A 17,365-nucleotide genomic window follows, 5' to 3' on the forward strand; every position below is an offset into this window, starting at 1 on the left:
CCGGGTAGGCGTGGGCGACCGGCGCCGATGTACCTTCGTCGGAATCGGCGATGTCCACGAAGGAGTAGGTGTGTCCGAGTCACCCCTGTCGAACGGTCCCGAGTCCGAATGGAACGGGCGGGACTGGTACGTCAACTTCGGTGAGCGCAACCGCTCGCGCAATTGGGACGACGGCCGCCGCTACGGTTTCGTCGCGGCCGGCGGTGGCAGGTGGTATTCGGATTCCTTGCAGGAACTGCCCGTAGGCGGTCGCGTCTTCGCCTACATCCCGAAGAGCGGCCACGTCGGGATCGGCATCGTGACCGGCCCGGCGGCACCGGCCGACCATGCGACGCTCACCGTCGGCGAGCGGACGGTCCCCTTCCGCAGTCTCGAGTTGAATGCGCCGTACGCGCACGAGAAGGTAGACGCCGACCCGCACGAGGACTACCGGGAGTGGATCGTGCCGGTGCAGTGGACGCACACCGTTGCGAGGGAGGACGCATTCCGCATTCCGGGCCTGTTCGCGAACCAGAACTCTGCGTGCCGCCTGCGGCACCGCTTCACGATCGAAACGGTGACGTCGCACTTCGAAGATGCGAGAGGGAGCTGCTGTTCGCCCGGGGAGAGACCGAACATGCTGCCGCCCTGCTAGACTGCCCGTCATGGGTACACTGATCCTCTAGTACGGGACGCCGCGTCGAGTCTTCTCCGTGGCGGGTCCCAGGCACGTTCGGCGACGAGATGCTGCTGACGTGAGGCCCCGTACCGCTGTACGTGTCCTTTGGGCAACGTACTTGCCGCAGTCCGTTGGTGTTGCCACCACGAGACGCGGAGAGGAAGCCAGTGATGACCCGTTCACCGAAGAATCTGCAACCCCCGACCGTCTCCGCACGGCGTCCGCATCGTGAATGCATCATTCGCGGTGGAACCGTCCGTTTTGCCGACCGTACTGTGCTCGACAACGTCGACCTCGTAGTAGGGGCCGCTGACCGTCTCGCGGTCATCGGCGACAACGGTTCCGGGAAATCGACACTTCTGCGCGTTCTCGCCGGAACTCTTTCGCTGTCCGCGGGTGAACGAATAGTGCAACTCCCCGGAGGACTCGCGTCAGCCGAACAGCGGCCCGAGTTTCCAGCAGGGACGACTGTTACGGGAGCTCTCGACTTGTTGCTGGCCGACGTTCGCCGGCTCGAAGTCGAAGTGCAGAAGGCCGCCGAGGAGCTGGCCGACGCTGACGTCGAGTATCAGCCTCGACTACTCGACCGGTTGAGCGGCTTGATGGATCGGTTCGAAGCGCGAGACGGGTACCACCTCGACCGACGAGTGGATGCCTCACTCGAGCAGTTGTCGCTGGGGCATCTCGACCGGAACCGCCCGGTGCGCTCGCTCTCCGGCGGAGAGTGTGCGCGGCTCGCACTTGCCGCGGCGTTGTCTTCTCGAGCGGAGTTACTGCTGCTCGACGAGCCGACGAACGATCTGGACGACGCCGGCATCGCGTGGCTGGAGGAACGACTCGCTCATCATCACGGAGCCCTCGTCGTGGTAACTCACGATCGTGCCTTCCTCGAACGATTCGCGACAGACATCGTGTGCGTCGAGGACGGCGGTCTGCGCCGTTACGGTAACGGATACACCGGATACCTCTCGGCTCGCGCTGCGGAGAAACAACGCTTGCTCGATGAACACGAGGCATGGCGCCAAGACTTGGCCCGGAACGAAGCGCTTGTCGCGGCGAACTCGTTCCGCCTCGATGCGATTCCACGCAAACAAGTTCGGGCCTCCTTCGGGCACGGCGCCTTTCGCGCTCGTAGCCGTGACCATGGGGCGGCGAGTCGAATCAAGCAAGCGAAGGACCGTGTCCTGCGCCTCGAAGCGAGGCCGGCACCCAGGCCGCCGGAGCCGCTGAATTTTGCACCCCCGTTCGCAGGGAACGCGGTGCCGGTGAATCACGAAGAGTCTCTCGGATCGCAACTGATTCTCACTGCCGGTTCCATCGCATCCGGAAGCGGTGGACGAGGGCCTCGAATCACCCTGGACGCCCTGAGCGTGAGAACGAAGGATCGATGGCTGATCTCAGGCCCCAGTGGTGCAGGAAAGACGACATTGTTGCGAGTTCTTGCCGGGGAATACACACCGGACGAAGGGACGATCTGGCGGCGTCCCGGACTTCGCGTGGTGTGGCTGCGTCAGAACCTCGAGACCGGCGTCGATGGCAGCCTTCTCGATTCTTTCGCTCGCGCAACGGGCACACATCGTGACGACGCTGCCGATCTGCTTCTCGCCCTCGGCCTCTTCGCTCCGCGTGACCTGGATCCGATGCTCTCTCAGCTCTCTGTGGGGCAACGTCGCCGTTTCGAAATCGCTGTAGCGGTCACCGTTCCGGGCGATGTCCTCTTGCTGGACGAGCCGACGAACCACCTCGCTCCCGAGCTCGTGGAGCAACTGGAGAACGCACTGGTGGACTATCACGGCGCAGTGCTCACCGTCACGCATGACCGACGCTGGAAAGAAAACGCAGCACGTTCGAGTGATCTACAACGAATCGAGGTGATGCCCGGTGGGCAGGTCTCTGTACGATCGGAGGCCGCCGCGTGACTTCGTTCGGTTGCTCCGCCACGATGAGTCGACGACAGACCAGGGCGTGTTTCGAAGACCGTTGCCTGATAACCACTGACTGATCGCAGCGATCCGGACGGTGGCCGGATACCGTCGGTCAGCCGGCTCCCATCCGCTTCGGTGGAGCTACTCGTGAAACGCGCCCTAGCCGTTTCCTGCCGACGACCGTAACCGCCACGGCACGCTCGTCACCATCACGCCGGGCTGGAACAGCAACCGGCTCTTGAGCCGCAGGGCGCTCTGGTTGTGGAGCAGGTTCTCCCACCAGTGTCCGACGACGTATTCGGGAATGAACACGGTGACCACGTCGCGAGGCGAGGTGCCCCGTACCCGCTTGACGTAGTCGAGCACCGGCCGGGTGATCTCCCGATAGGGCGATTCCAGCACCTTCAGGGGCACGGTGATGTCGCTCGCCTCCCACTCGCGCACGAGCTCGCGGGTGTCCTCCTCGTCGACGTCGACGGTGATCGCTTCGAGCGTGTCGGGGCGGGTCGCTGCTGCGTAGGCGAGCGCGCGCCGGGTCGGATGATGCAATTTGGCGACGAGCACGATCGAGTACGTACGACTGGGCAGCACTCCTTCCCAGCGCCCGGGATCGAGCTCTTCCGCGACGCGGCGGTAGTGCCGGTTGACGGCCCGCATCGTCGCGAAGACGGCCACCATGGCGAGGATCGCGATCCATGCACCGGCCACGAACTTCGTGATGAGCACGATGATCAGGACGCTGCCCGTCATCCCGAGGCCGACGGCGTTGATGATGCGTGAACGGTGCATTCTGCGTCGGTGGCGGGTGTCCGTCTCGGTGGCCAGCAGCCGGGTCCAGTGCCGCACCATGCCCGTCTGGCTCAGCGTGAAGGAGACGAACACCCCGACGATGTAGAGCTGGATGAGGTGCGTGACCTCGGCGTCGAACGCCCAGACGAACACGATCGCCGCGAGAGCGAGGAAGACGATGCCGTTGCTGAAGGCGAGCCGGTCGCCCCGGGTGCGCAGCTGTGTCGGTAGATGCTTGTCCTGGGCGAGCACCGACGCCAGAACCGGGAAACCGTTGAAGGCGGTGTTCGCGGCCAGGACCAGGATCAGCGCGGTCACCGCGGTGACGAGATAGAAGCCGAGAGGAAAACCTGCGAAGACCGTCTCGGCGATCTGCGCGACCATCGTCTTCTGGTGGTAGCCCTCGGGCGCTCCGCGCAGCTGGGTCGCGGGGTCCTCGGCGATGACGACTCCCAATCGTTCGGCGAGGACGATGATGCCCATCAGCAGCGTGATCGCGATGGCACCGAGCAGGAGCAGCGTCGTGGCGGCGTTGTGCGATTTCGGTTTCCGGAAGGCGGGGACCCCGTTGCTGATGGCTTCGACCCCGGTCAGTGCCGCACATCCCGAGGAGAACGCGCGGGCCAGCAGGAACGCGAAGGCCAGTCCTGTCAGGTGCGAGTCTTCGGCGACGAGTTCGTAGTTCGACGATTCGGCCTGCAGATCGGCGTCGAGGAAGACGACCTGCACGAACCCCCAGACGAGCATCACCCCGATGCAGAACATGAATGCATAGGTCGGGATCGCGAAGGCTGTCCCCGCCTCGCGGAGGCCACGCAGGTTGACGGCGGTGAGGAGTGCGATCGCGGTGACGGCGAACAGGACCTTGTGGTGGTCGACGAAGGGTATCGCCGACCCGATGTTCTGCGCCGCCGACGAGATCGACACGGCGACCGTCAGCACGTAGTCGACGATCAGGGCGCTTCCCACCGTCAGGCCGGCTGTGGCACCGAGATTCTTCGTCGCCACTTCGTAGTCCCCGCCCCCGGACGGGTAGGCGTGCACGTTCTGCCTGTAACTCGCGACCACCACGAGAAGGACCACCGCGACCGCGAGCCCGATCCAGCCGGAGAACGCGTAGGCGGACAGACCGGCGACCGACAACACGAGGAAGATCTCTTCCGGCGCGTAGGCGACGGAGGACAGCGCATCGGACGCGAACACCGGAAGAGCGATCCGTTTGGGCAGCAAGGTGTGGCCGAGGGTGTCGCTGCGCAGCGGCCTTCCCAGCAATACTCGCTTGGTGACTCCGTCACGGCCCTTGTGCAAGGTAACGGCCACGACCACCGACTCCCGTCCTGCGCATCTCCGCGCACGCAGAAGCGAAGGGTACGCTCGCGGAAGGACGTCCGCCACAAGTACATATCGGGCGGAATCACCCGCCCGATCACCCGTGTACAGCCTTGGCAGATGAAAGAATGCTCTATAGCGTGGAGTCGTTGTTGCTCCTCGCAACAAAGCGTGCCGCGTCTCCTCCCCTTACGACCGGCACGGACGGACCCCGTCGGCCCTCCCCTCGTACCGCCGACGGGGTTCGCTTTTCTCGTTCCCACGTCCCGGCAGTCCGTGCCGCGTCCACGCTGTCCCGCCGAGCGGCACCTGTGTTTGACGCGCCCCTCGCCCGCGCGGTCGACTACTTCCTTCACCACGCTCACGATCCGGAGACCGACCATGACCGACGCCATCCTCGAGCTCTACGTCAACGACGGATTGTCCGACGAGGAGATCGATCAGCAGAGGGCCGTCTACGGCCCCCTCGCCGAGGATGTGCGGGAGTTGATCCAGCTCGCGCTGCAGACCCGCGTCGGCGCCGAGGACGTCGCCCGGGCGCGGGAGCATCTGGCCGCCGCTCGCGAGATCCTCGAACGCGACCGGGAGGACGGCCCGTACGGAACCCGGTTCAACGACTCCGGGCGTTACCGGAACTGGGGTAATGCCGCGATCGGCCTGCGCAACGCGATCGCACCCATCGGCGACCTCCATCAGGAGGACGACGGTCGCGTGTGGGCCGACGTCCACCTCGGCCCGGTCTACGAAGGACCGGCCGGTCATGTGCACGGCGGTGTCTCCGCGCTGCTGCTCGACCAGATCCTCGGCGACGCCGCGCGCATTTCGGGGCATCCGGGCATGACGGGCACGCTCACCATTCGCTACCGCAAACGCACGCCGCTCGGCGCGCTTCGCATCGAGGCGGAGCTCGACCGAGTCGAGGGCCGAAAGGCATTCGTCGTCGGACATGTCACCGACGCCGAAGGTGTCTGCGTGGAAGCCGAGGGCGTGTTCATCGCGCCGGCCTGGATGGTGCAGCAGCGCGAGTCGTTCGAGGAGATGCCGAGCCCGGAATAGGGTGGGCACACACTCCGGTCACCTCCGTGGCAGTATGATTCTCGTGAACGAGAATGACATTTCCGATAGGATCACGGCGTCTCAGGGCACCCGAACATTCACCAGCGACTTCCACCTCACATCGCTGCAGGTGTCCAAGGAACGAGCGGTGATGCGCGCCGACCTGCACGACAAGCTGTGCAACCGTTCCGGAGCCGCCTCGCTCGGGATGCTCACAACGGTGGTGGACATCGTCACGTCGAGCCCGGCCCTCGCCACCTGCGCTCCGGACTGGACCGCCACACAGGACCTGACCCTGCACGCATCCGGATGGCTGACCGAAGGGCCCGTGGTCGTCGACGCGAACCTGATACGGATCGGGAAGAAGACGGTGCACGTGCGCGCCGACGTCTACGACGGTCGAGGCATCACCGATCTCGAACGACTGGTCTCCGCAATCGACGACGGCGAAGCCGGCGGGCTCCGGGCAGCCGCCCGAAGCCTCGTCACGTTCGCGCGTCTGCCCCGTTCTGCCGCAGTGAATTCCGAGGACTACAACCCCGGCGACTGGATCGGCACCGTGCGCGAGTACACCCTCGCGCACATCGACGACGACATCTACACCCGTCTCGGCATGCGCATCCTCGACGCTCGACGCGGCGTCCTCGAACTGGAACTCACGCCTTTCGTCGCGAACATGATCGGCACCATCCAGGGTGGTGCCCAGGCCCTGCTCGCCGAGCACGCCGCACACACCGTCCGCCCCGACCTGGTGGCCACCGACTTCCAAGCCCACTACCTGTCGCAGGTGAAGCGGGGGCCGGCACGCTCGTACGTCTCCGTCGTCCGGGAAGCCACCGACCACGCCGTCCTCGACGTCCGACTCGTCGATGCGGGAGCCGACGAGCAGGTCCTCGCGCTCACCACGGTGACGATGCAGCGGCCACCCGGGCACTGACAGCGGTGTTGCGACGGTCGCCACATGTGCCTCTCGGGACCCTCGCGCCACCCTGACCGCCCGTACAGTGGACCGGTACCCGAAGGGACGAGAGGAGGCCACCGTGCAGAATGCCGTCTTCTACTCGCTCGTCGCCATGTGTTCGCTGTTCGCCGCATCGACCTGGTGCCTGGCGCGGCCCCACCTGTTGTCGAGCCTGGCCGCGCTGGTGGCGTCCGGGCTGTGGGTGCTGATGAACGGCCCGCTCGAAGGCCGCGTGCTGTACTCGGTGACCCCGGAGAACGGACTGACGGAGTCGGACCTCCTCTCCGGCGTGGGCGTCTGCATCGCAGCCTGGGGGTTCCTGACCACCCGCAACCGGCGCCGGCGCCGGCGGCTCAGGAAACCCGCATCCCCTCGCCGCCATCCCGACGATTCCCGCGCGATGCCCACTACCGTCTTTCCGGCCGGCAGCGACGGAGGCACCGATGCGATCCGCCGCAAAGCCGGATGAAGGTCGCCTTTGGAGGCCGAGAACAGTTGTCAGGTCTCGTTTGCGTATCGACTCTGGACGGCCGCCGGTAGATTCACCTAAGCTCCAAGACGGCCACGCGTAGGTGGCCGTGTCTCCCTAAGTCCTCCCCGACACAGGAGATACAGCGCGAGGCCCCGCCGGCTCCTCCCCTCGAAACGCTGGCGGGGCCCTTCCCTGTCGGCCTCCCATCGACAGGGGCAGAGCCGAATCGTCATCGGTCCGGAGCGTCCCGCTCGTCCTACGTCCGAACGAAACACACCGATCTCTGTGATGTCGGTCTCTGCGGCGCTGCGCTCAGCATAGAACAATTTGCTCACCAGCGTGCATAGATCTTTTCGAAGCGTGACGAAAGATCACATTCTAGTCCGTTTTTACTTTTTTGCCCCGTTTTGCGATAGCACGCTGCACGCGGAACGCACATCTCGTGGTCCGGATCCACTCCGAGGAAGTCGATCTCCACGGGGTTGCACCCTCCCCTGCCGGGGTACTGCCCTCGATAACCGGAGAACGGCGTCCGGACGCCGCCCACCGGTCAGGTGCTGCCGGTTCAGAACTGCAGCCGGCAGCACCGCCCCGGCGGCATCAGCTTCCGTGCAGCCGGGGAACGAGGACGGCAGCGCCTCGAACGCGGTCGTTCGCAAGGTCGCTCAGGGCCCGGTCCGCCTCGGCGAGGCCGTACCGCATCGTCGCGACCCGAATGCGGTGCCTGCCGGCGAAACCGAGGAACTCCCGTGCATCCTCACGGGTATTGGCGGTCACCGACCGGATCTCGCGCTCGTAGAACAGGTTTCGTTCGTAGTTCAGTGGTGGGACATCGGTGAGATGGATGCCCGCGATCGACAGGATGCCCCCGCGGTCGAGCGCCTCGAGTGCCGGGGGCACCAACTCACCCACGGGAGCGAAGAGGATCGCGGAGTCGAGGGGGACGGGAGGGGCATCGGTGGCACCCTGAACGGACGCGGCCCCGAGGTCACGCGCGAGGGTGCGTGCTTCCTCGCTCCGCGTCATGACATGGACCTCCACACCTCTCGCCATGGCCACCTGGGCCGCGATGTGGGCGCTGCCGCCGAAACCGTAGATACCGAGCCGCCCGCCCTCCGGGACGGCCGCGCGTTTCAGCGCGCGGTATCCGATGATGCCCGCACACAGCAGAGGCGCGAGTTCGACGTCGTCGTATCCGTCGGGCAAGGGCAGTGCGAACGGCGCCGGTACACCGACGAATTCGGCATAGCCGCCGTCGTCGTCCCAGCCGGTGTACCTCGAATTCGGACAGAGGTTCTCGTCTCCTCGGAGACAGTAGCGGCACCGCCCGCACGTCGAACGCAACCATGGCACGCCGACACGGTCGCCGGGCACGAAGCCCTCCACGGCCGGACCCACCCGGTGCACCACACCGACGACTTCGTGTCCCGGAACGACGCCCGCGCGATGGACGGGCAGATCACCCTCCGCGACGTGCAGATCCGTCCGGCACACACCGCACGCCGACACGCGGACCAACAGGTCGTTCGCGCCGATCTCGGGTAGGAGGACGGATTCGAAGATCAGGGGGTGTTCGGCGACGGGGCCCGGCCGGACCACTCGCCACGCTCTCATCGACTCGGGTTCGGACACGGCAACCTCGATCCCTGCTCCGGACCCACCCTGCCGGAGGGTCGTGGCGCCGATCCGCACGGGCCGGCGGCACGCGGCGTGTTTGCCCGCTACGGCATCGGTGAACCCCTTCATACATGAGCAGCACAGAAGGTTCCAGCGGTTCGTACGACCCCGACCAGGACCCCGACGCCGATCCCGACAGCCTCCGCTCGAAGGCCCAGCGACAGCCGGACCAGGCGGAAGGTGAGGACGACGCCGACGAGACCGGGCAAACCTGATATTTCGAAGGAGGCACGCGGCGATTGCCGAGGTGATGAGACTGGCGATCGCCGAGGAGATGTTCGTCTATCCCGAGATGGAGAAGCATCTCCCCGGGGGCACGGAAGCCGTCGGTCACGACAAGGAAGAGCACGACACGATCGTGCGGGTCATGAAGCAACTCGAGGGCGCCGATGCGACGAGTGCCGAATTCACGGCCCTCGTGAAGAAGCTCGAAGATCTGCTGCGTCACCATGCGAACGACGAAGAGTCCGATCAGTTTCCGGCACTGAGAACGCACCTGTCCCAGGAGGATCTCGTGGCGGTGGGCGCCAAGGTGCAGGCGGCGAAGAAGGTCGCACCCACCCGCCCCCATCCGTCCGCACCCCATTCCGAACTCTTCCACAAGACGGTCGGTCCGGGAATCGGCATGGTCGACCGTCTGCGCGACGCCCTGACCGGGCGACACACCGACTGACGCCCGGCCTCACACCGGGTCGGGTTCCTCCGGTGCGCCGTCCCGGGCGCGCGTGCGGGTGAAGAACGAGACGCGGCCGTTGGTCTCGAGCACCGCGAGTTCGATGTCCGAGAATCGGCGGATGCCCTCCTGTCTCGCCGCGGCGAGGAGATCGTCGAGGGACAGACGCTCCCGCTTCAGGTTCTGCATATCCGGCTCGCCGTCCTTGACGATGACGACCGGGACTCCGTGTGTGATCCCCCGCAGCCTCGGATACCGGGCGTTGATCGTCGCCAGGACCAAGGTCGGGACGGCGAAGACCCCGATCGTGAGAACCGCACTCGTCATGGATACGTCGTCCTGCGTGATCCCTTGTTGCACGAGATCTCCCATGGCCACGAAGAGTACGAGCTGGAAGGTACTCAGCTCTCCGACGCTGGAGCGGCCGACGAGCCGGGTGATCCCCCACAGGAACAGGAACAGGAACAGGACGACAGCGCGAACCACGATTTCCATCAGGGCACCAACCAGGTCTCGTAAAAAACTGTCACTGCAGGTGTTCCGCCTTCCATCACCGAGACGGATCCGGATTCGCCCCACTGCTTGCCGGCACGGATCCGTACGTCCAGCGAGAACGTGAACTCTTCTCCGGGAGGTCAGGTACACCGATCCGCCCCCGGCCGTCTCCGAGGCCGGCTCGGGCAGACGACCTCGCATCTCGAGGATCTCGATATAGGAGGTGTCGACCGCCAGGACGATCTCCCCGTCGAATCCTCCCTCGCGCCGGAGCTTCACGGACCACGGAACATCGAGACCGGAGCACGCGACGCGCGGATAGGTCACCTCGAGGTCGTGACCGCCTCCCTGAGCCGACGCCGTGGAGCTGCGGACCCCCAGCAGCCCCAGACCACCCGCCACGAGGACGGCCGTGAGCACCACGGCCGCGAACGCACGGAACCGCCCCACGGCGGTACTGCGGGCAGCCGCCCCACATCTGCGACTGTCGAATCCGGCCGATCTTCCATATCCCCCACGTTGGCACAAAACGGAAACGCATACACGGAGGTGACACGCCCGTGTTTAGTGCACCCTGAGGCGGGTAGCCGATCGTAGCCCCACGGGCTCACCGATACGGCGTCGAGACCACGGCGTCGCCGGTCTTTCCCACACGACACATCGGCATTCGAGGGGAACATATGTTTCGTCATACAGACCATCTGCAATTCGACGTCAAGCCGGAGAAGCCCGATCCCGTCTACGCACGCAAGCTGCAGGAACTGATCGGTGGCGCCTACGGCGAGATGACCGTGACCATGCAGTACCTCTTCCAGGGCTGGAATTGCCGAATGCCCGGGAAGTACAAGGACATGATCATGGACGTGGCCACCGAGGAGATCGGGCACGTGGAGATGATCGCCACCATGGTGGCGCGTCTCCTCGAAGGCGCCCCCGCCACGGAGTCCACCAAGAACGCCGCCGCCGATCCGGTGGTCGCAGCAGTTCTCGGCGGCATGGATCCACAGCAGGCCATCGTCTCGGGTGGCGGCCCGACCCTCGCGGACAGCAACGGCGTTCCGTGGAACGGACGATTCATCGTCGCCAGCGGTAATCTCCTCGCCGACTTCCAGGCCAACGTGGCAGCCGAAGCTCAAGGCAGGGTGCAGACCGCGAGGCTCTACAACATGACCGACGATCCGGGCGTCAAGGACATGCTCCGGTTCAACCTGGCACGCGACACCTACCATCAGAACCTGTGGCTCGCCGCCATCGAGGAACTGAAGGCAGACGGTATCGAGCCGAGCCCCATCGCCCCGAATGCCCTGTTCGACGAGGAACATTCCGAGCACGCCTCGAGCCTGTGGCATCTGTCGGACGGTGCGGCCTCCGATCAGGGACGCTGGGCACACGGCACGGGACCCGACGGCACGACGCAGATGTCCTTCCTCGCCGATCCGGTCCCGCTGGGCGACGTGGCGAGCGCTCCGCCGCCGGACCCGAAGCTGTACGCGACCTACGACGGATCCCAGGGCAAACCTCGTTCTGCCGCAATGGGAACGGAGAAGGGACTCGTGGGCAAGATGAAGGATGCCCTCGATCCCGACACACCCTGACCCACTCCTCACCTACGATCGCCCCGGTTCTTCGGAACCGGGGCGATCGTTCGTGAAATCACTTTTCACACAACCCGTTTCGTATCGAACTCAAGCGGGAAGGCTTCTTTCATGAGCACCAACATCTTCGTCCCGGGACTCACCGACATTCAACGCAAGGAACTCGAAACTGTCAGCGGAGCAGAGCAATTCAGCTTCCACGGCCTACTCGACTATGAGACGCTGGTGGAGCCGGACGAATACGTCTTCGACGATCTTCTCGATGCCTGCCGGCGAGAACTCGATGCCTTCCCCGGCAGCGTCGACGGGATCATCGCCCACTGGGACTTCCCTACCAGCGTGCTCGCTCCCATCCTCGCGGCCGAGCGGAACATCCCCTCGCCGTCACTGCGCAGCATCGTGGCCACCGAGCACAAGTACTGGAGCCGCCTCGCGCAGCGGGAGTCGGTACCCGAATGTGTGCCGCAGTTCAGCTCGTTCGACCCCTTCGACGACAACGCCCTCGACAACATCGAGCTCGATTTCCCGTTCTGGGTCAAGCCCGTCAAATCGCACTCCTCGCAACTCGGATTCGCGATCCGCAACGAGCAGGAGTTCGCCGAGGCCCTCGTGGAGATCCGGGAGAAGATCGGGCTGGTCGGCAACGCCTTTGACGAGGTGCTGCGCCGCGTCGATCTTCCCGATGCCATCGGTGAGAAATCGGGCACGACCTGCCTCGCCGAGCAGATCGTGAGCGGCATCCAGGTCGCACCCGAAGGAACCATGTTCCAAGGGCGATTCGATGTGCACGGCGTGTTCGATATGCGCAAGGACGCCGCGGGACGCAGCTTCGAACGCCTCGACTATCCGGCGAGCACCGTGCCCGAAGAGGTACAGGCGCGCATGATCGACATCACCGAGCGCTATCTGCGGCACGTCGGCTTCGACAACGGATGCTTCAACTCCGAGTTCATGTGGGACGAGGAGAACGACAAGCTCTGGCTGATCGAGGTCAACACCCGGATCTCGCAGTCGCACAGCGAGCTGTTCGCCAAGGTCGACGGGAGGTCCAACCACGAGGTGGCCATCGACATCGCCCTCGGCCGGCCGCCGCGGATGCCGCACCGCGAGGGTGAGTTCGCCGTCGCGGCGAAGTGCATCATCCCGCGTTACGAGGACGGCATCGTCACCTCGGTGCCCACCGAAGCAGACATCGCCCGCCTGCGCGAGGAGATCCCCGGCGCGCTGGTGTGCATCGACGTCGCCCCCGGCGACCGGCTCGCAGACCTTCCCAACCAGGATGCCTACCGCTACGAACTGGGCACGATGTACATCGGCGCCGACAGTGTCGAGCAGCTCGAGCAGCGGTATCACCGAGGGCTCGCGGCGCTGCCGTTCACCTTCGATCCGGCACCGGAGAACTGAGAGGAGGCCGGCATGCGCACGATCACAGACCTCCCCCACGAGGTCCGTGTCATCGAGAACGTCTTCATCCCGATGCGCGACGGAGTGCGCCTCGCGGCAAGGATCTGGCTGCCCGTCGACGCCGAGAAGAATCCGGTGCCCGCGGTGCTCGAGTACCTCCCCTACCGCAAGCGCGACTCCACGCGAGGGCGGGACGCACTGAACCATCCCTACATGGCCGGCCACGGCTATGCCTGTGTGCGGGTGGACATGCGCGGCAGCGGTGACTCCGACGGCGTGCTGCGCGACGAGTACCTCGCCGACGAGCACGACGACGCCTGCGAGGTCATCGCATGGCTGGCCGCGCAGCCGTGGTGCGACGGTTCGGTCGGCATGATGGGCATTTCGTGGGGTGGCTTCAACAGCCTGCAGGTCGCAGCACGCCGGCCACCCGCTCTCAAGGCCATCGTCAGCGCGTCGGCCACGGAGGACCTGTACGTCGACAACATGCACTACATGGGTGGTTGTCTTCTGTCCGACAACCTGTCCGAGGCCACGGTGATGTTCGCCTTCAACAGCCTGCCACCCGACCCGGCGATCGTCGGCGATCGCTGGCGCGAGATGTGGCAGGAACGTCTCGAAGGCAGCGGACTGTGGATCGAGAAGTGGCTCGAACACCAGCACCGGGACGACTACTGGAAGCGTGCATCCGTCAACGAGGACTACTCGGCCGTCCGGTGCCCGGTCCTCGCGGTGGGCGGCTGGGCGGACGGCTACACCAACGCGATCTTCCGTCTGATGGAACACCTCGACGTGCCACGCAAGGGGCTGATCGGACCGTGGGGTCACAAGTACCCCCATCTCGGCGTGCCCGGCCCGGCGATCGGATTCCTGCAGGAGGTCGTGCGGTGGTGGGACCACTGGCTCAAGGGCATCGACACCGGTGTGATGGACGAACCGATGGTACGAGCCTGGATGCAGGACCCCGTGAAGCCGAACCCGTCCTACGCCGAACGGCCGGGCCGGTGGGTGGCCGAACCGTCGTGGCCGTCGCCGGACATCGAGTCCCGCCGCTACATCTTCGACCGTCACGCGCTGCACGCCGACGGGGATCCCACCACCCGCGAGGAGCGACCGTTGACGCTCCAATCCCCGCTGAGTGTCGGCATGTTCGCCGGAAAGTGGGCCTCCTATGCCGCCACCCCGGACCTGCCGACCGACCAGCGGGACGAAGACGGCGGAGCCCTGGTCTTCGAGACGGAGTCGCTCGACGCACCGATGGAGATCCTGGGGCAGCCGGAGCTGGAACTCGAGGTGTCCTCGGCGACACCGGTGGCGATGCTCGCCGCGCGCCTGTCGGATATCGCACCGAACGGTGAGGCGACCCGCGTGACCTACGGCCTGCTCAACCTCACGCACCGCGACGGCAGTGAGAATCCGCAGCCGCTCGAACCCGGGAAGCGGTACCGCGTCCGGATCCAGCTCAACGGTATGGGCCAGGTCTTCCCTGCCGGCCACCGGATCCGGCTGTCGATCTCGACGTCCTACTTCCCGCTGGCATGGCCGTCCCCGACTCCCACCGAGGTGACGGTCTTCACCGGCGGCGAACTCGTCCTGCCGGTCCGGTCCCCCCGGGAGGACGATGCGCAGCTGCGGGATCTCGGTGAGCCCGAGGGCGCTCCCCCGCTGGGGATCACCGATCTCGAACCCGGCGAGCACCACTGGCGGACCACCCGTGATCTCGCGACCGGCGTGTCGACCCTCGACATCCTCGACGACGAGGGCGCCTTCCGGATCGACGAGACCGGCACGGTCATCCGGCGCCGCACGCAGGAGTGGTTCAGCTTCGGAGGAAACGATCCCGATTCGGTGCGAGGTGAGACCCGCACCCTGCGCCGCTACGAGCGGGACGACTGGCGCACGGAGGTGCGTACCCGCACGGTCCTCACCTCCACGCCCGACGAATTCGTGGTCAACGCCGAACTCGACGCCTTCGAACTCGACGACGACCACGGAGATCGACGGGTGCACTCGCAGAGCTGGCAGCGCCGGATTCCGCGCGATCTGGTCTGATCAGCGGGATCCGGCCCGGACAGGGTGGAACCCGCCGCGGGAACATCCGCGGCGGGTTCTACGCACTCCTCCGGGAATCGTCACCCACGTCGAAATGCTCGGCGTACCACCGTTCGGCCTCGTCGAGGACACTCCGGCTCACGCGCGCATGGGGCCGGACGTCGACGAGCAACGGCTCGTGACCGGGACCGCGCCCCACCATCCTGCCGGTGAGCAGCCACGCGAATCTACCGTCGTCTTCGGTGGGTCCGGAGCACGTGCAGAGGCGCCGGGCGACCCAGTCCTTGACGGGCCGGCGCCACCACGGCTCGGGCGAGAGCGTGGTTGCCGACAGGCCGGGCAGGGTCACGTTCGCCTCGTCGTCCCGGCTCGGGCCGTCCTCGGCATCCGCTGCGGGGCCCTTCGAATACCTCAGATACAGCAGCGGAGCCGTGGCGAGCTCAGCGAGCTGGTCGAGGGTGGTGATCAGTGGCATGTCGTCGGGGTCGGGATGGAACCTGTGGACGGACGTACTCACCTTCGAGTCCTCCCTTCGACAGCCAGGACTGCATCGAAGGGTTCCCGCCTCCTCGCGCGCGAAACATCCCGCACGGGAGGTTCAGTAGGCCCCGTCGCTCGCCAGCACCGCACGCACCGTCTTCGCCATGATGAGCAGATCCTGCACCATCGACCAGTTCGCGACGTAGAAGAGGTCGAGCCGGATGCGGTCGGCCTCGGAGAGATCGGAGCGGCCGGAGACCTGCCACAGACCTGTCATGCCGGGTCGCACGAGCATGCGTCGCGCGACGAAGCCCGGGATCATCTCCCCTTCCCCGGCCGCCAGGGGCCGGGGTCCCACGAGACTCATGTCGCGGGCGAGGACGTTGAACAACTGGGGCAGTTCGTCGATGCTCGTGCGGCGGATGAACCGGCCGACGGGGGTGATGCGCGGATCGCGGGCCGACTTGTAGAAGATCGTCTCCGCCTGGCCTGCCCCGGCGCGAACCTCGTCGACCAGACGATCGGCATCGACGATCATGGACCGGAACTTCCACATGCGGAAGACGGCACCGTTGAGTCCGACCCGCTCCTGCCGGTAGAAGACGGGGCCGCCGTCCTGCAGCTTGACGAGCGCCGCGACCACGAGCATGACGGGCGCTGCGATCGAGAGTGCGACGAGAGCGCACACCACGTCGAAGACCGTCTTGGCGAGGCGATGCGATCCGCGGTACTGCGGTTCCTCGACGTGCACGAAGGGCAATCCTCCGACGGGATGCATCGACAACCGCGGCAAGGCGATGTCGGTGACGCCCGGAGCCACCACGAGGTCGACGCGATAGGGTTCGAGTTCCCATGCGAGCTCGCCGATGTCACCGTTCCCCCAGTGGGTTCCGGCGGCGATGGCCACGGTGTCGGCGCCGGAGAGTTTGACGGCGTTGAGCACGTCGGTCTCCGCACCGAGCACCGGGATCTCCTGACCGGCGACAGTGATGGTCCGTCCGGATTCTCCGGTGTGCCCCGTCGTGCACACACCGACGATGCGGTATCCGGCCGAGGTGTCGCGGGCGAAGGAGCCGGCCATCGCGTCCACCGCGCGTTCGGAACCCACGACGAGTACCGCGGTCCGGAACTCGCCGCGGGCGCGCCGCTGTTCGATCGCGCGCCGGCGCCAGCGGCGGCCGAGCGGCAGCGCGATCAGTCCCGTCGGCAGGGCGAGCAGCAGGTAGACGCGGACGGCGTCGAGGTCCGTCGCGAACGATTCGACGAGGAACGATGCGATCGCGAGCAGGCCGAACGCCTGCAGGGTGGCCCGGGTGACGAGGCGATATTCCTCCTCACCGCTGCCCACGACCGGCTCCTTGCGAGTTCCGTTGAGAGCGAGCATCGCAAGCCACAATCCCGCCACCGCGATCGCAGACGCGACAGCACGGACGAGGGAGGCCGGTTCGTAGGCGAGACCGTCGAAGACTTCCCTGGCGCTCTGCGCGAGTGCGACGACCGCGACGACGATCGCAGTGTCGGTGGCGGCCAGGGATCGTCGATAGGTTCGTTGCCATTGCCTTCGTGGCACACTTCCACGGCCGTCGTTCGAGTCACGTGCCGGCGCACCGCGCCGCACCAACTCGGGTCCGATCCCCATACATCTCCTGCTTGCCTACTCCACCACGGCGGTGGCCCCGACAGCCCGATGGTTGTTGTCCAACTGTTGTCCGTTCCATCGGCTGTGTCACGATCGCGTTCCAGTACGACGGATCACGGTTCCGAGGAGGAAGCCCCGCAAGGCTTCACGACGAACATCT

15 protein-coding genes are annotated in these 17,365 nt (G+C 66.0%); 10 read left to right on the forward strand and 5 right to left on the reverse strand.

The features are described 5' to 3' along the window. Positions 1–70 precede the first annotated feature (70 nt). Positions 71–634, forward strand: coding sequence for a hypothetical protein (locus MOM01_RS07895; protein WP_241384853.1), 564 nt, complete (start codon positions 71–73; stop codon positions 632–634). Positions 635–828: 194 nt separating this feature from the next. Then, complete coding sequence (locus MOM01_RS07900; protein ID WP_241384854.1) at positions 829–2,577, forward strand: ABC-F family ATP-binding cassette domain-containing protein; 1,749 nt, start codon at positions 829–831, stop codon at positions 2,575–2,577. 165 nt (positions 2,578–2,742) lie between these two features. Here MOM01_RS07900 and MOM01_RS07905 read toward each other — a convergent pair whose 3' ends face one another. Continuing rightward, positions 2,743–4,692, reverse strand: coding sequence for an APC family permease (locus MOM01_RS07905; RefSeq protein WP_241384855.1), 1,950 nt, complete (start codon positions 4,690–4,692; stop codon positions 2,743–2,745). 390 nt (positions 4,693–5,082) lie between these two features. Here MOM01_RS07905 and MOM01_RS07910 point away from each other — a divergent pair, with 390 nt between their 5' ends. The 3 genes from MOM01_RS07910 to MOM01_RS07920 all read left to right on the forward strand — a co-directional run bounded on the left by MOM01_RS07910 (position 5,083) and on the right by MOM01_RS07920 (position 7,187). Further along, positions 5,083–5,757, forward strand: a complete 675-nt coding sequence (locus tag MOM01_RS07910) for a PaaI family thioesterase (RefSeq protein ID WP_241384856.1) — start codon at positions 5,083–5,085, stop codon at positions 5,755–5,757. Between the two features lie 34 nt (positions 5,758–5,791). Next, a complete protein-coding gene (locus MOM01_RS07915) occupies positions 5,792–6,694 on the forward strand; it encodes an acyl-CoA thioesterase domain-containing protein (RefSeq protein ID WP_374112281.1) in 903 nt (300 codons plus the stop codon). Between the two features lie 103 nt (positions 6,695–6,797). Next, positions 6,798–7,187, forward strand: a complete 390-nt coding sequence (locus tag MOM01_RS07920) for a hypothetical protein (RefSeq protein ID WP_241384858.1) — start codon at positions 6,798–6,800, stop codon at positions 7,185–7,187. 603 nt (positions 7,188–7,790) lie between these two features. Here MOM01_RS07920 and MOM01_RS07925 read toward each other — a convergent pair. Beyond that, the gene (locus MOM01_RS07925; RefSeq protein ID WP_241385117.1) at positions 7,791–8,804 is read right to left on the reverse strand and encodes a zinc-binding alcohol dehydrogenase family protein; all 1,014 of its coding nucleotides are present in this window, start codon (positions 8,802–8,804) and stop codon (positions 7,791–7,793) included. Between the two features lie 134 nt (positions 8,805–8,938). Here MOM01_RS07925 and MOM01_RS07930 point away from each other — a divergent pair, with 134 nt between their 5' ends. Together MOM01_RS07930 and MOM01_RS07935 are read left to right on the forward strand one after the other, a co-directional pair. Continuing rightward, positions 8,939–9,082: a hypothetical protein gene (locus MOM01_RS07930; RefSeq protein ID WP_241384859.1), complete on the forward strand. Its 144-nt coding sequence runs from the start codon at positions 8,939–8,941 to the stop codon at positions 9,080–9,082. A gap of 35 nt (positions 9,083–9,117) precedes the next feature. Then, a complete protein-coding gene (locus MOM01_RS07935) occupies positions 9,118–9,540 on the forward strand; it encodes a hemerythrin domain-containing protein (RefSeq protein ID WP_241384860.1) in 423 nt (140 codons plus the stop codon). Between the two features lie 9 nt (positions 9,541–9,549). On the opposite strand, the gene MOM01_RS23505 is transcribed toward MOM01_RS07935, so the two are convergent. Next, positions 9,550–10,035, reverse strand: coding sequence for a DUF421 domain-containing protein (locus MOM01_RS23505; RefSeq protein ID WP_441347287.1), 486 nt, complete (start codon positions 10,033–10,035; stop codon positions 9,550–9,552). A gap of 680 nt (positions 10,036–10,715) precedes the next feature. Between MOM01_RS23505 and MOM01_RS07945 the strand changes: the two genes are divergently transcribed. The 3 genes from MOM01_RS07945 to MOM01_RS07955 all read left to right on the forward strand — a co-directional run bounded on the left by MOM01_RS07945 (position 10,716) and on the right by MOM01_RS07955 (position 15,086). Beyond that, positions 10,716–11,630: a manganese catalase family protein gene (locus tag MOM01_RS07945; RefSeq protein ID WP_241384862.1), complete on the forward strand. Its 915-nt coding sequence runs from the start codon at positions 10,716–10,718 to the stop codon at positions 11,628–11,630. A gap of 111 nt (positions 11,631–11,741) precedes the next feature. Next, positions 11,742–13,034, forward strand: coding sequence for an ATP-grasp domain-containing protein (locus MOM01_RS07950; protein ID WP_241384863.1), 1,293 nt, complete (start codon positions 11,742–11,744; stop codon positions 13,032–13,034). A gap of 12 nt (positions 13,035–13,046) precedes the next feature. After that, positions 13,047–15,086, forward strand: coding sequence for a CocE/NonD family hydrolase (locus MOM01_RS07955; RefSeq protein ID WP_241384864.1), 2,040 nt, complete (start codon positions 13,047–13,049; stop codon positions 15,084–15,086). A 58-nt stretch (positions 15,087–15,144) separates the two neighbouring features. On the opposite strand, the gene MOM01_RS07960 is transcribed toward MOM01_RS07955, so the two are convergent. Together MOM01_RS07960 and MOM01_RS07965 are read right to left on the reverse strand one after the other, a co-directional pair. Next, the gene (locus tag MOM01_RS07960) at positions 15,145–15,603 is read right to left on the reverse strand and encodes a DUF6098 family protein (RefSeq protein WP_241384865.1); all 459 of its coding nucleotides are present in this window, start codon (positions 15,601–15,603) and stop codon (positions 15,145–15,147) included. Between the two features lie 81 nt (positions 15,604–15,684). Further along, positions 15,685–17,205 (reverse strand): sugar transferase, encoded by a 1,521-nt coding sequence (locus MOM01_RS07965; protein ID WP_241384866.1) that lies wholly within the window; start codon positions 17,203–17,205, stop codon positions 15,685–15,687. Between the last annotated feature and the right edge of the window lie 160 nt (positions 17,206–17,365).

It is taken from the genome of Rhodococcus sp. CH91, assembly GCF_022554085.1.
Classification (GTDB): Bacteria; Actinomycetota; Actinomycetes; order Mycobacteriales; family Mycobacteriaceae; genus Rhodococcus.

Excerpts from the sequence above, each read along its gene's own strand:
- MOM01_RS07900 (WP_241384854.1), top strand. The coding sequence starts at position 829 with ATGACCCGTTCACCGAAGAATCTGCAACCCCCGACCGTCTCCGCACGG.
- MOM01_RS07910 (WP_241384856.1), top strand. The coding sequence starts at position 5,083 with ATGACCGACGCCATCCTCGAGCTCTACGTCAACGACGGATTGTCCGAC.
- MOM01_RS07915 (WP_374112281.1), top strand. The coding sequence starts at position 5,792 with ATGATTCTCGTGAACGAGAATGACATTTCCGATAGGATCACGGCGTCT.
- MOM01_RS07925 (WP_241385117.1), bottom strand. The coding sequence starts at position 8,804 with ATGAGAGCGTGGCGAGTGGTCCGGCCGGGCCCCGTCGCCGAACACCCC.
- MOM01_RS07930 (WP_241384859.1), top strand. The coding sequence starts at position 8,939 with ATGAGCAGCACAGAAGGTTCCAGCGGTTCGTACGACCCCGACCAGGAC.
- MOM01_RS07935 (WP_241384860.1), top strand. The coding sequence starts at position 9,118 with ATGAGACTGGCGATCGCCGAGGAGATGTTCGTCTATCCCGAGATGGAG.
- MOM01_RS23505 (WP_441347287.1), bottom strand. The coding sequence starts at position 10,035 with ATGGAAATCGTGGTTCGCGCTGTCGTCCTGTTCCTGTTCCTGTTCCTG.
- MOM01_RS07945 (WP_241384862.1), top strand. The coding sequence starts at position 10,716 with ATGTTTCGTCATACAGACCATCTGCAATTCGACGTCAAGCCGGAGAAG.
- MOM01_RS07950 (WP_241384863.1), top strand. The coding sequence starts at position 11,742 with ATGAGCACCAACATCTTCGTCCCGGGACTCACCGACATTCAACGCAAG.
- MOM01_RS07955 (WP_241384864.1), top strand. The coding sequence starts at position 13,047 with ATGCGCACGATCACAGACCTCCCCCACGAGGTCCGTGTCATCGAGAAC.
- MOM01_RS07965 (WP_241384866.1), bottom strand. The coding sequence starts at position 17,205 with ATGGGGATCGGACCCGAGTTGGTGCGGCGCGGTGCGCCGGCACGTGAC.